Source organism: Vibrio sp. 1F279 (genome assembly GCF_041439815.1).
Classification (GTDB): domain Bacteria; phylum Pseudomonadota; class Gammaproteobacteria; order Enterobacterales; family Vibrionaceae; genus Vibrio; species Vibrio tasmaniensis_A.
Genome location: NZ_JBGOOU010000035.1, coordinates 30,960 through 44,610, shown reverse-complemented (window position 1 = coordinate 44,610; position 13,651 = coordinate 30,960). Strand labels below are relative to the sequence as shown.

General features: G+C 43.0%; 13 protein-coding genes. All 13 read left to right on the top strand.

What is annotated here, in order from left to right; genetic code table 11:
• Window positions 1-50 precede the first annotated feature (50 nt).
• The 13 genes from ACED60_RS20645 (at window position 51) to ACED60_RS20585 (ending at window position 13,581) form a co-directional block, all read left to right on the top strand.
• Window positions 51-608: a single-stranded DNA-binding protein gene (locus ACED60_RS20645; protein ID WP_009847868.1), complete on the top strand. Its 558-nt coding sequence runs from the start codon at window positions 51-53 to the stop codon at window positions 606-608.
• 161 nt (window positions 609-769) lie between these two features.
• Window positions 770-2,785, top strand: a complete 2,016-nt coding sequence (gene csrD, locus ACED60_RS20640) for an RNase E specificity factor CsrD (protein ID WP_371728356.1) — start codon at window positions 770-772, stop codon at window positions 2,783-2,785.
• A gap of 2 nt (window positions 2,786-2,787) precedes the next feature.
• Entirely contained in the window at window positions 2,788-4,230 is a 1,443-nt protein-coding gene (locus tag ACED60_RS20635) for an MSHA biogenesis protein MshI (protein ID WP_371728355.1), read from the top strand.
• Window positions 4,230-4,877, top strand: a complete 648-nt coding sequence (pilO, locus tag ACED60_RS20630) for a type 4a pilus biogenesis protein PilO (RefSeq protein WP_009847865.1) — start codon at window positions 4,230-4,232, stop codon at window positions 4,875-4,877. The genes ACED60_RS20635 and pilO overlap by 1 nt, the downstream gene beginning before the upstream one ends.
• Entirely contained in the window at window positions 4,870-5,202 is a 333-nt protein-coding gene (locus ACED60_RS20625) for an MSHA biogenesis protein MshK (protein WP_371728354.1), read from the top strand. The genes pilO and ACED60_RS20625 overlap by 8 nt, the downstream gene beginning before the upstream one ends.
• 15 nt (window positions 5,203-5,217) lie before the next feature.
• A complete protein-coding gene (mshL, locus tag ACED60_RS20620) occupies window positions 5,218-6,882 on the top strand; it encodes a pilus (MSHA type) biogenesis protein MshL (protein WP_371728353.1) in 1,665 nt (554 codons plus the stop codon).
• Window positions 6,883-6,935: 53 nt separating this feature from the next.
• Entirely contained in the window at window positions 6,936-7,775 is an 840-nt protein-coding gene (locus tag ACED60_RS20615; RefSeq protein ID WP_371728352.1) for an ExeA family protein, read from the top strand.
• 2 nt (window positions 7,776-7,777) lie between these two features.
• Complete coding sequence (locus ACED60_RS20610) at window positions 7,778-8,932, top strand: tetratricopeptide repeat protein (RefSeq protein ID WP_371728351.1); 1,155 nt, start codon at window positions 7,778-7,780, stop codon at window positions 8,930-8,932.
• Window positions 8,922-10,646 carry a GspE/PulE family protein gene (locus tag ACED60_RS20605; protein ID WP_371695776.1) on the top strand — a complete coding sequence of 575 codons (1,725 nt, stop codon included), beginning with the start codon at window positions 8,922-8,924 and terminating at the stop codon, window positions 10,644-10,646. The genes ACED60_RS20610 and ACED60_RS20605 overlap by 11 nt, the downstream gene beginning before the upstream one ends.
• A gap of 12 nt (window positions 10,647-10,658) precedes the next feature.
• Complete coding sequence (locus ACED60_RS20600) at window positions 10,659-11,882, top strand: type II secretion system F family protein (RefSeq protein WP_371728350.1); 1,224 nt, start codon at window positions 10,659-10,661, stop codon at window positions 11,880-11,882.
• Window positions 11,883-11,885: 3 nt separating this feature from the next.
• The gene (locus tag ACED60_RS20595) at window positions 11,886-12,341 is read left to right on the top strand and encodes an MSHA biogenesis protein MshF (RefSeq protein WP_371728349.1); all 456 of its coding nucleotides are present in this window, start codon (window positions 11,886-11,888) and stop codon (window positions 12,339-12,341) included.
• Window positions 12,342-12,420: 79 nt separating this feature from the next.
• Window positions 12,421-12,996, top strand: a complete 576-nt coding sequence (locus ACED60_RS20590; protein WP_009847857.1) for a prepilin-type N-terminal cleavage/methylation domain-containing protein — start codon at window positions 12,421-12,423, stop codon at window positions 12,994-12,996.
• A gap of 33 nt (window positions 12,997-13,029) precedes the next feature.
• Window positions 13,030-13,581 (top strand): type II secretion system protein, encoded by a 552-nt coding sequence (locus tag ACED60_RS20585; protein ID WP_371728348.1) that lies wholly within the window; start codon window positions 13,030-13,032, stop codon window positions 13,579-13,581.
• The last annotated feature ends 70 nt before the right edge of the window (window positions 13,582-13,651 follow it).

The window sequence follows — 13,651 nt, the reverse complement described above, 5'->3', positions numbered from 1 at the left end:
TTCTTGTGCGCTAAAATTTTCTGAGACTATGAATTTAGACGGAGCAAATCATGGCTAGCCGTGGAGTTAACAAAGTTATATTAGTGGGTAACCTAGGTAATGACCCTGAAATTCGTTACATGCCAAATGGCGGTGCAGTAGCGAACATTACCATTGCAACGTCAGAGTCATGGCGTGACAAAGCAACTGGCGAACAGCGCGAAAAAACAGAATGGCACCGTGTTGCTCTGTTTGGCAAGCTGGCGGAAGTTGCTGGTGAGTACCTACGTAAAGGTTCTCAAGTTTACATTGAAGGTCAACTTCAAACGCGTAAATGGCAAGATCAAAGCGGTCAAGATCGCTACACAACAGAAGTCGTTGTTCAAGGCTTCAATGGTGTAATGCAAATGCTTGGCGGTCGTGCTCAAGGCGGTGCTCCTGCCCAAGGTGGTATGGGTAATAACCAACAGCAAGGTAGTTGGGGGCAGCCACAGCAGCCACAACAACAGCAGCAACAATACAGTGCGCCAGCTCAACAGCAGCCGAAAGCACCTCAACAAGCTCCTCAGCAGGCTCAACCTCAATATAATGAGCCGCCGATGGATTTTGATGATGACATCCCATTTTAAGCACTGTTTTTAATATATTATAAAAGCAGTATTAAATTGGAAGAAGCCGCGTTCATCGCGGCTTTTTGTTACCTACAATTCTTAACGCTTTATTTACAACGTCAATTTATAGTATAAGTAGCAATACGGTATAATGTGAGTTGAAAAGGATTTCGTTATTCATGAGATATACCCCGACACTAAAATTGAGCACTCGATTGGTCGCATTTGTCACCGTGATAGTGATCAGTGCGATGTTCATTCTTTTTATTGGTGGCACACTCTCCTTTAAGCGTATTGGACAGGAATATTTAGACCATTATTTGGTTGGCATTGTCGACGTCGTAGATAAAGAGATGGAAGATCCAGATGCTGCGTATTCAATGCAACGTTGGATGCCGAAGATGTTGCAGGCAAGCAATATCGTTGAGATGAAGCTTTCAAACAAAACCGGTATCGTTTACCGATTTAAAGATACCTCCCCACAAATTGATCCAAACCGCCTCTATGAAACAAGCTTCATTTTAGATCGAAATGAAGGCTATCAAATCGAATTTAAAGCACTCCCCCCTTATATTGGTTACAACTACTCGATTGAAGCGATGTGGTCGATTACTTTGGCGGTGGCATTGATCCTTTTTTGTTTGGCTCGTGGTGTTCGTTGGTTAAAAGAACAGTTAATGGGCTCAGAGATTTTGGAAGAGCGAGGGAGAATGATCCTTGCTGGGCAGGTAGAGGCTCATTCAAAAGGGGACGAGCGAGAATGGCCATATACGGCAAGTGAAGCGCTTGATGTACTGATTGAAGAGTTGAAAGATGCACGCCAAGAGCGAAGTCGCTTTGATACTTTTATCCGCACCCATACTTTTCTAGATAAGCTCACTGGTACAGCCAACCGAGTACTATTTGATAACAAACTTGAATCTATACTGCATGAAAGTGGCGCTCGTGGAGGCGTTTTACTGATACGTATCGACGAATGGGAACAAGTTCGAGATGCCAATGACAAGCAGATCACTGACGGATTTATTATTGAAGTTGGTGAAGTATTGTCGAATATTGTTCAGCGTTATCCCGATGTCATTTTTTCTCGCTATTACGAAGCAGACTTTGCCGTGTTTATTCCGCATCAAGGAACAAAGGATATTGCGACGTTGGCTGCTCAATGTTTAAGGCAATTAGATAAATTGACTCCGCCGGAGCCTTTGGAATCAAATAACTGGTGCCATATTGGCGTGACAATGTATGTCGAAGGTGAACGCCATAGCCAAATCATGGATGAAACGGAAACAGCGTTAAAGAGCGCTCAGTTAGAGCGCAGTAATAACTGGAGCCGTTACCCAAAAGAAAATAAAAGTGAGATAGACAGGGGCAGTGTTCGCTGGAGAACATTACTTGATAAAGCCCTGTTACCTGAAAATTTAGTAATCTTTGCTCAGCGGTGTTATCTTATGCCGGATTCAGGTCAAGCTAATGAATTGCATAAAGAAATATTTATTAGAATTCAAGATCCAGACAAAGGTCTATTGAAATCTTCTCGCTTTATGTCTGCGGTAGAACAAGTCGGTTATCAAGCTCAAATGGATCTATCGGTTTTGACGGTTTTGTTTAAGTCGCTGAAAGTATCAACACAGCCTGTCAATTATTCGGTGAACTTGAGTGTCACTCCGTTTGCAAATAAATCACATTTTAAATGGTTCAGAAGTGAGTTGTTACAGCTCTCTGCTCAGCATCGTTCTCAGCTTGCTTTTGAATTTTCAGAAGGCCATCTAATTACTCACCTTGATTATATGCGACCAGTGGCAAGGGTGTTGCGAGGGTTAGGGTGTAAAGTGGTGGTTGGCCAAGCTGGGCGAACCATTGTTAGTACTCATTATATAAAGGATTTGAAGGTTGACTATATTAAGCTTCATCGAAGTTTGGTAAAGAAAATCGATCAAAGGCATGAAAACCAACTGTTTGTTCGAAGTCTGATTGGAGCATGCGGTGATTCTCCAACTGAAGTGATCGCGGTCGGAGTTGAGACAAAGCAAGAAAAGAATACCTTGATAGAGTTAGGCATTAACGGTTATCAAGGGAGATATTTCGACGAAGAACAACAAATCATTCCCTTGCCTACTCAAGGGAAGAAGACAGTGAAAGCTGAATCCGTTGTAAAAGTCGGTCGAAGAAATCGATGGCGTAAGAGTAATAGTTAAGCATGAATTTTAAAGCGATTTTAGACAAAATAAAGCCAACGAATAATAACGGTAGTTCTCAAATTGTCCTTTTGGGTAATGATACCGTTTATATTTCATCGACTGAGTCAAAACCTCAAGTCACCAGTTTCCCTGTGGTTAACGGTGACTGGGAAAGTGCGCTGAAAAAATTGTTGAGCAGTGAGTCGCTTACTAGTGATAGCCTTCAGCTAATTGTATGTGCGAACTACTACCAAACCTATCAAATTGATAAACCGGACATTCCACAGAGTGAATGGTCGGTTGCATTGCCTTTTCTATTGAAAGATCTGATCTCTGAAAGGGTGGCTGATATTACAGCGAGTGCGGTAGCGCTACCGACCTCGAATAAGCTACAAGTGTATGTTTTGCCTAAAAAGCTATTGGACAAGCTTGTAAGCATTACTAATTCAGCACAAGTTGATCTTAAAGGTATTGCTCCCGAAGATGAAGTTTGGGGCTACAGTGCTGGTGAGCTCTCTAATTTCATTCTGTTACAACGCAGCCCCAACTCACATTTTAAGCTTGGTGCATTTGTTGAGAACACGGTTTGCTTCCAAAGAACAATCCGCAGTGTTGCCCCCCCCTTAACTGGTACCGCATCAAGTGCATTGCAGTTGGATGGTCTAGCTTTAGAACTCCAACGATCGATTGATTACCTGTCTTCTCAAATTAAAGGCACTCAACTTCATCAGTTAAAAATATGCTGTGATGATGAAGATGAAGCTGAATTACAGAGTGTGTTAAATAGCACATTGAGTTCGACCGTTTCTTTGCTTGTTGAAGGTGAACGCGAAAATTCAGAGAAGTGGTTAGTTATGCTCGCGGCTGAAAAGAATATTTTTAACGTTAATCTCTACCCTGAGCACCTTAAGCCTAAAAAAGAGTATTTCACTCTAGTGAATGTGGTTATGGTTTGGGGGCTTGTGTGTACCTTGTTGCTTGGCAGTTATTGTGTAATGCAGTATCAAGCATCGAGTTTGGATGAAGAGCTAGCAGCTTTACAATATGACTTGAATCAGCTTAACCAAGAAGTTAACCAATTAAATAGTAAGTTGGTTCAACATAAACCGTCTCCAGTGAAAGTAGCTGCGGTTGCTCGTCTCACTAGTGAGATACAAGCGAATAAAGAGGCTTTGAAGGCGGTCGGTCAATACGATGAATCCCAGCAAGTCGGGTATTCTGGTGTTATGAATTCCTTCGCTAAATTAGGGCGAAATGATATTTCGCTTTCGCATATCTACATGACTCACGAGACCCTAGAGCTTCGCGGTTTGGCTCGTGACGCTAATGTTGTTCCAAACTGGATTGGTCAGTTTAAAAATGAACTTAATTTAGTCGGGCGCACCTTTGAAAAGATAAAGATAGGTCGTAATGAGCAAGATGTGGTGACGTTTGAGTTAAGTACTCATAGGGAGAGTGAATAATGCAACTGTGGAACCAGCTTAGCGATAAGTTCCTTGCATTAAGCCTGAGAGAGAAATGGCTACTTTTCGTGTGTGGTCTAGTGGGCTTATCCATGCTTGTATTTACCTTATTGATTGAACCTGCATATCTTGATTTACAAGAAAAGAATGTGAAGTCGATGAGCCTTACGCAGTCAAATCAGAAACAACAAGGTGAATTACTTGTTCTACAAGCCAAGTTGAACAAAGACCCAGATAAAGAAATTGATCTTGAGTTAAAAAAACTATTGGTTGAGAGCCAAGAGCTATCATTTGAGCTCGCTGAAATCGTTGATAGGTTGGTTACGCCTTCTCAAATGGCGCAGTTATTAGAGAGCGTTCTTAATGCAGGTAATGGACTGAAGCTTGAGTCTTTAGAATCGTTACAACCAGAAGCTATTTCGGACAATCAAGAGAACAGTGACAATTCAAAGTACTTTCTCCATCCTGTTAGAATGGAGTTGACGGGTAGCTACTTCGATATTTCAATTTATCTTCAAGCACTTGAGTCACTTCCTGTGAGCTATTATTGGCGCACGTTTGAGTATTCAGTAGAAGAATATCCCAAAGCTCGACTTGTGTTCGAGGTTTACACCCTAGGTACCAGACAGGAGTTTATCGGTGGTTAGAACTCTAGTGTTATCTTTGCTGTTTGGTAGTTCAGTGGTATGGGCAGAACAAGACCCAACTGCGCCATTAGGTTGGCTTTCGCCCCTGCAGAAATCAGCATCAGCTAAAAAGGTGCCAGTTCAATATCGTTTACCGTCTCTAGAGAGCATTGTTTGCAAGGGCGATACACCTTGTTATGCGATTATGAATGGTCAGATTCTCGAACAAGGAGAAACGATCAGAGGGTACCGAGTTAAGAACATTGATCCAGAGTACGTCACTCTGCAGAGAAGCTCTAAGCAGTGGAAATTAGAGATGTTCTCTTTAGATGTTAAGAATAATTAAGGTTAGAGTGAAGACATGCGTAAACTTGTAGTAGCAATTCTAGTGTCATCTTTAGTCGGCTGTTCGATGGGGCATAGAGACCCTGTTGAGATAAAAGAGTCTTTAAACGAATCTATTAATGAAGCGAATAGCAAAGCACTTCATAACTTACCTTCGTCGGTACAAGATGACCTTATGCCTCAGCTAAGTTCGGACTCTATGTCTCCGAATGTGGAAACCGTCAAGCGCTTTCGTATTCAAGCAAAAGGCGTTGAAGCGAGAACCTTTTTTGCAAGCCTAGTGAAAGGTACAGAGTACAGTGCCGCGATTCATCCAAGCGTTGCTGGAAAACTCACTCTAAATCTAACAGACGTGACGTTAGATGAAGTACTGGCTGTTGCTCAGGATATGTATGGTTACGATATTGAAAAGCGTGGCAAGGTGATTCAAATTTATCCAGCTGGTTTGCGTACAGTCACGATTCCTGTCGATTACTTGCAAGTAAAGCGCTCAGGTCGTTCTTTGACAACGATTACCACAGGAACAATTACAAATTCAGACTCTAAGCCATCGGGTTCTTCTAATTCTAGTTCTAAGTCTGATTCGTCCAATTCATCTGATTCGTCGAGCTCTACATCGAACGGCGGTACAGAGATCGAAACGATCTCTGAAAGTGATTTTTGGCCGCAGCTTGAAGTAGCTGTCGCCCACTTAATTGGTTCTGGTGATGGGCAAAGTGTAGTAGTTACGCCGCAAGCAAGTGTGATTACGGTGCGAGCTTACCCGGATGAAATTCGTGAGGTTCGTGAGTTCCTTGGTATTTCTCAGAAACGCCTGCAGCGCCAAGTTATCTTGGAAGCAAAGATCATGGAAGTGACGTTGAGTGATGGCTATCAGCAGGGTATTAACTGGACCAGGATGTTTTCGTCGAACGGAACTAACTACACGGTCGGTATGGGCTCAATTGTTAAAAATGCGGCTGGTACGATCATCCCTGGTACATTACCAGGCATGGATCCAATCGGTGCGGCTTTAGGTGGTCAATCTAATCTTGTTGTCTCTGGAGGTAGTTTTGAAGCCGTCTTGAGCTTCATGGACACACAGGGTGACTTGAATGTGTTATCTAGCCCAAGAGTGACAGCAGCTAATAACCAGAAAGCGGTTATTAAAGTGGGTACTGACGAATACTATGTGACTGAATTATCAAGTTCAGTGGGGAGTGGGGATAACGCGAATGTGGCCCCTGAAGTTGAGTTAACCCCATTCTTCTCTGGTATTTCGTTGGATGTGACGCCGCAGATCGATGATAAAGGTAATGTGTTTTTACATGTTCACCCTGCCGTTATTGAGGTGGAAGAGGAAGTGAAAGAGCTCAACCTAGGGTCAACAACAGGCATTGTGAAGCTGCCTTTGGCAAAAAGTTCGATTCGTGAGTCGGACTCAGTGATTCGAGCACAGGATGGTGATGTTGTTGTTATTGGTGGATTGATGAAATCAAATACCAGTGACATGACCTCAAAAGTTCCATTTCTTGGTGATATTCCAGCGTTAGGTCATTTATTCCGCAATACCAGTCAGTTGACTCAAAAAACAGAGTTAGTGATTCTATTGAAACCAACGATTGTGGGTGTGAACACTTGGCAAACTGAGTTGGAGCGTTCTCGTGACCTTCTTCAGCAATGGTTCCCTGATGAAGAATAATTGCTCATCGTCTCAATGTAGATTGGTCGTCATTGACTAAGCTGGATCATCTTATGTATCAAGCTCACTTTAGTTTTGAACAGTTACCGTTTACCTTAACGCCGAATACCGATTTCTTTTATGGTTTAGTGCCTCACTTTGAAGCAATTCAAACGGTAATGTCGGCGTTAGAAATGGGTGAGGGCGTGATAAAAGTGACCGGAGAGGTAGGCACCGGAAAAACCATGGTGTGCCGGATGTTGGTCAATCAGCTCAAAGATAGTGCCGCCCTTATTTACTTGCCAAATCCGGTGCTCTCCGGCGCGGATTTACGCCAAGCCGTGGCTAAAGAGCTGGGTTTGACTATCGATAACGAAGCCACCTTAGTTGATAACATTCAACATAAACTCATTGAGTTACATAACTCAGGTTTAAGAGTTGTGGCGATTCTCGATGAGGCTCAAGCGTTGTCGGATGAAGCTCTCGAAACATTAAGGTTGTTCGGTAACCTTGAAACTGAAGATAAAAAGCTGCTGCAAATTGTTCTATTAGGGCAGCCGGAATTGGATGCTCGATTAGAGGCTTATCATCTAAGGCAATTTCGTCAAAGAATCACATTTAGTTCGACACTGAGGCCACTGACTCTCGATGAAACGGTAGCTTACATTGATAACCGGATCGCTAAATCAGGTGGTAACACCGAGTTGTTCAGCTTGAATCAAAAAAAAGCCATTTGTCGTTCGTCGTTAGGCATTCCAAGATTGATAAATCAACTGTGTCATAAAGCTCTTTTGCTTTCGTTTAGTGAAGATAAGAGAAGTGTCGATAATCAGCACCTGTTTTCAGCTATGCATGAAACATACGATGTATGTAAGCCTAAATTTAAAACGCCAATACTGTGGGGTTGGAATTAATTATGAGCGTCATTAACAGCGCCTTGTCTGAATTGGCAAAGAAAAAATCAGCGACTTCAATTGAAGCTGCTGTAGTTCCTAAGGTTAAAACGCGTTCTCCATTGGTTTGGGTAGTCGCAGGTTTTACACTGAGCTTAGCCATGGGGGGCTGGGCGATATCGCAAGGCCCTGCTGTCGATAACTCAATATCAACTCGAGATATACAAGTTTCCGTTATTGATACTTCAGAAGGCAATTCAGAGGGTAGTCCTGAAGCGGCCATTACTCAACCTGTGTCCTCGCCGACTAAGAAGTTAGTGACGCTAGATTCAGCGAACCTTTCGGCTCCCAACACGGCAATACTAAAAAGTGCTCAAGCTAAATCTGATTCAGTCATAGTATCAACTCCTTTAGCTACAAAGCCTCAAGTAAACCCTAAATCTCAAGGCACACCGAAAGCAAAAGTAGCAAAGCCAATGCTTGTTGCTAGCGTGGCTAAAAAAGATCTCGCACCAGTATCTAATCAGCCTGAAACGTCTGGCGATTCAGAAAACAGTGGAATGTTGATTGAGCAGGTGGAATTGACGCCTGAGCAGTTATCAGTGAATGCACAAGGGCGAGCTCAAAAAGCACTGGATGCCAATGATCTTACAGGTGCTTTGAAAGGTTACACTGAAGCTTTGCGTTATACTCCTCGAAATGAAGACGTGCGCCAGAAACTCGCTATCCTCTATTTTGGGAAAGGTGACACGCGAAAAGCCTATGAGTTATTTCAGTCGGGCATCAAACTTAATATCAACAGTGAAAAACTACGCTTAGGTTTATCGAAGTTACTCGTGAAAGCCAATCAGGCAGAAGCCGCTTTGAGCCCATTAATACATTTATCGCCTAGTCCAACTCAAGATTACTTAGCAATGCGTGCAGCATTAAGTCAAAAGTCTCAACAAGAAGAAATCGCACTAGAGAGTTACCAAAAATTGACTGAGGTCGATTCAGATAATGCTCGCTGGTGGTTAGGTTTAGCGATTCAACAAGAGCGTCAACTTGATTTCACGGCTGCAAAGCAATCATACCAAGGAGCATTGGTTAGAGTTGGGATCTCATCTCAGTCGCAAGGCTTTGTACGTGATCGTTTAAAAATACTCAATGCTTTAGAGGAGAGTAGCGATGCAAATTAGATTAAGAAAAAGGCTCGGTGATTTGCTCGTAGAAGAGGGCATCATTACTGAAGATCAAGTTGAACAAGCTCTGGCCGCTCAAAAAAGGACAGGCCGTAAGCTTGGTGATGCACTGATCGAGCTTGGCTTTTTATCAGAGCAGCAAATGCTCAGTTTCTTGTCGCAACAGCTTGCTATTCCTCTTATTGATATTAGCCGAGCTAATGTTGACGTCGAAGCTGTGCAGCTTTTACCTGAGGTTCATGCTCGCCGCCTTCGTGCTTTGGTCATTGGGCGTCAAGGTGACACATTACGTGTTGCAATGAGTGATCCTGCCGATCTGTTTGCCCAAGAATCATTGCTTAGCCAATTAGGCGACTACGCACTCGAATTTGTCGTCGCCCAAGAGAGGCAATTAGTTGATGGTTTCGACCGTTATTACCGAAGAACCAAAGAGATTGCCTCATTTGCTGAGCAGCTTCATGCTGAGCATAAAGTTAATGAAGCCTTTGATTTTGATATCGCAGAAGAAGACAGCGACGAAGTTACAGTCGTCAAGCTAGTAAACTCGCTGTTTGAAGATGCTATTCAAGTTGGTGCATCTGATATTCATATTGAACCAGATTCAAACGTATTACGTTTGCGCCAGCGTATTGATGGTGTTCTGCATGAAACGTTGTTGAATGAAGTGAATATTGCTTCTGCACTGGTTTTGCGCTTGAAGTTGATGGCTAACCTCGACATTTCAGAGAAACGACTGCCTCAAGATGGTCGCTTTAATATTCGTGTTAAAGGTCAATCGGTTGATATTCGTATGTCGACTATGCCAGTACAGCACGGTGAGTCAGTGGTTATGCGTTTGCTAAATCAATCCGCAGGCCTACGTAAATTGGAGTTGTCTGGCATTCCGAGTGATTTGCTCGTTCGTCTTCGTCATCAATTACGCCGCCCACATGGCATGATCCTCGTTACCGGGCCTACGGGCTCAGGTAAAACAACCACTCTATACGGTGCGCTAAGTGAATTAAACGAACCGGGTAAAAAGATCATTACCGCTGAAGACCCTGTAGAATACCGTCTTCCTCGTGTGAATCAGGTTCAGGTAAACCCTAAGATTAACCTCAACTTCTCAACGATTTTGAGAACCTTCCTACGTCAGGACCCGGATATCATTCTTATTGGTGAGATGCGAGATCATGAAACCGTTGAAATTGGTTTGAGAGCGGCACTTACTGGTCACTTAGTGTTAAGTACTCTGCATACCAACGATGCAGTAGACAGTGCATTGCGTATGATGGACATGGGGGCTCCGGGGTATCTGGTAGCAAGTGCTGTTCGAGCCGTGGTCGCACAGCGGTTAGTTCGTAAGGTATGTACTGATTGCAAAGTTGATGATGAGCTGGATGAAGCGCGTAAGCAATGGTTGAGTGTTCGTTTCCCAAACCAGCTAGGTACGCCATTTATGAAAGGGCGTGGTTGTCAAAATTGTAATTTGACAGGCTACAGTGGTCGTGTTGGTGTGTTTGAAATGTTGGAGCTCGATCAGCCTATGATGGATGCGCTTAGAGCCAATGATGCCGTTGGTTTTGCTCAAACGGCAAGGCAGTCTGAAAACTACAAACCGCTGTTAGCTTCTGCGATGGAATTGGCCATGCAGGGTGTTGTGAGCTTCGATGAGGTCATGAACCTTGGCGAAGGCGATGCTTCTGGTGCCACTGATCCAATTTATCTGTAGGGGTAGAGTGATATGCCAACTTATCGTTATGTAGGTCGCAGTTCTGACGGCAGTCAAGTGACTGGCCAATTGGATGCGAATAACGAAGATCTTGCTGCTGACAGCTTGATGAGTAAAGGGATCATTCCAACTTCGATTCAACTTGGAAAAAGTGGCGGTTCAATCCTGGATATGGATGTATCCAGTCTGTTCTCCCCGAATGTGCCTTTAGAGGTGTTGGTTCTGTTTTGCCGACAGTTGTATAGCTTAACTAAGGCGGGCGTTCCACTATTAAGATCGATGAAAGGGTTAACTCAGCATTGTGAAAATAAGCAACTGAAAGTAGCACTTGAAGAAGTGGTCGCTGAGCTTACAAATGGTCGTGGATTAGCGGCATCGATGCAAATGCACTCTAAGGTATTTAGTCCATTGTTTGTATCGATGATCAGTGTTGGTGAGAATACAGGTCGTTTAGATCAGGCATTGTTACAACTAGCAGGATACTACGAACAAGAGGTTGAAACTCGAAAGCGAATTAAAACGGCAATGCGTTACCCAACGTTCGTAATTACTTTTATTACAATCGCTATGTTTGTCTTGAATATATTTGTGATTCCTCAGTTTTCAAGTATGTTCTCGCGTTTTGGCGTCAACTTGCCGCTTCCAACCCGTATATTAATGGGAATGTCTGAGTTTTTTGTTAATTACTGGGGGTTAATGCTTGGGTTAATCTTTGGTCTTATTTTTGCTTTTAAAGCATGGGTTAAGACAGATAAAGGGTGGGAAAAGTGGGATCGGCTGCGCTTAAAAATGCCAGTGATTGGTGGAGTGGTCAATCGAGCTCTATTGTCGCGCTTCTCACGTACTTTTGCTTTGATGCTAAAAGCTGGCGTACCACTTAACCAATCGTTATCGCTATCGGCTGAAGCTCTGGACAATCGTTTTTTAGAACTTCGTGTTCAAGGCATGAAATCGGCAATAGAAGCGGGCAGCACAGTCTCTTCAACCGCGATTAACAGCGAAATTTTCACACCACTCGTGATACAAATGATTTCTGTGGGTGAAGAAACGGGTCGTATTGATGAATTGCTGCTCGAAGTTGCGGATTTTTATGATCGAGAGGTTGATTACGATCTAAAAACGTTAACCGCTAGAATTGAACCTATTCTGTTGACCATCGTTGCGGGAATGGTGTTGATTTTAGCTCTGGGTATTTTCTTGCCGATGTGGGGAATGCTGGATGCAATCAAAGGTTAGAGGATGCTGAATAACCTACAGCGCTCACGTTTTGTTATTTGGGTTGCGGTTATTCTTTTTCTCGTTATGGGATTGCTTTCTGTATGGAGAACAGTAGAAGAAGAAGCAATGAACACGGCATTGATAGTTGCAAGTAAGCGAATTCTTGAGCAAGCTAATTTGTTCAAACAACAGTATTTGTTATCTGGTGTGGAGCAAAAGAATGATTCGAAACCGGCAAAGACTTACAGCAGAACTGGGTGGGTTATGCCAATTAAAGACTCGACTCGAAATTGCGGTTATTGGTTGGAGCAATTATATCCTAAGGGGCGTATTTTAGGTCTCAGCTCTCCAAGTATTGAAGACAAAAGTGATAACATTCGTTTTCATTGCCGATATCATTATAGTGATAAGTATCAGATAGATATATTACTAAAAAAAGAAAGATTTAGTGTCAAAGTCAATATATTGGCCTTGTGAACGTATTGACGCTGTTTTTATGGTTTTATACATATTCAAATGTATAATGCGCATTAGCAATTAGATGAGTAGGTAGAAAGTGCTTAAAAATCAAAAGGGTTTCTCCCTAGTCGAGTTGGTCATAGTGATTGTCGTCGTGGGTTTATTAGCCGTTGCTGCTTTACCTCGTTTCTTAGATGTGACAGACGAAGCCAAGAAAGCCAGTATTGAAGGTGTTGCGGGTGGTTTTGCAACAGGAGTGCTTTCAGCAAGAGCGCAATGGGAAGCAGAAGCTCGTCCATCAGAAAGAATTGGTGTTGAAACATACAATACTGTAAATTACGATGGTGTTGATTTTTGGCTAACTAGATCAACAAGTAGCAATGGAAGTACTAATTTTAGAGACGGCTACCCATGGTCTATAAACACAAATTCAGCTTCAGCTCCGTCTAATGATGTGACTGATGCTTCGTGTGTCGATTTAATGGAAAATCTACTTCAGAACCCTCCTAAGGTTGGAACATTAACCAATGTGGCTAATGGTTCGAATTATAAATATTCAGCGCAAGCGGATAATAGCAATGACTACTGCACTTACATTCAATTGGAAGGCGGTACTCAGCATCAATTCGTTTACGAGATTAGAACTGGTCGTGTGACCGTAACACTGCAGTAAACCTGCGTTAAATATACATAGAGAGAAAAGACTATGAAAAAACAAAGCGGTTTCACCCTAATAGAACTAGTGGTGGTAATTGTTATTCTAGGTATTCTTGCAGTTACTGCAGCACCTCGTTTCTTAAACTTACAAGGCGATGCTCGTACGTCATCGATGCAAGGCCTTCGTGGCGCAATGGCTGGTGCGACCGGGATCGTTTATGGCCGTGCAGCTGTCGATGGTATTGAATTGCGTGGAAAAACAGCCGATGCGGCAACGACTCCTCAAACAACAGATAATATTGCAACTAACTTCGGTTACCCGACATCTGCTGACATTGGTGTTCTCAATAGTGGTATTGAAGAAGCCGTGGAAGGTCTACCTGGTGGAGATTGGGTTGAGGTCAATATAACGACAACACCAACAGCACCTACGTTTGATGTTGTAGCGTACTCTTTTGCTGGCTCAGATGTTAATGCTGCGACGAATGGTTTTACTTACAACTTCACAACAGAAGCTGGTACGGGTTGCTTTGTTTTGTACGCTGAGGCGGATGATGCAACGACACCTGCGTTCACTGTTGCTGTTACCAACGGTTGTTAATTAATAGTTATCTTAAAAGGCCAGCATAGCTGGCCTTTTTTCTATCTGAAATTCAGTTAAGCGACAAAGA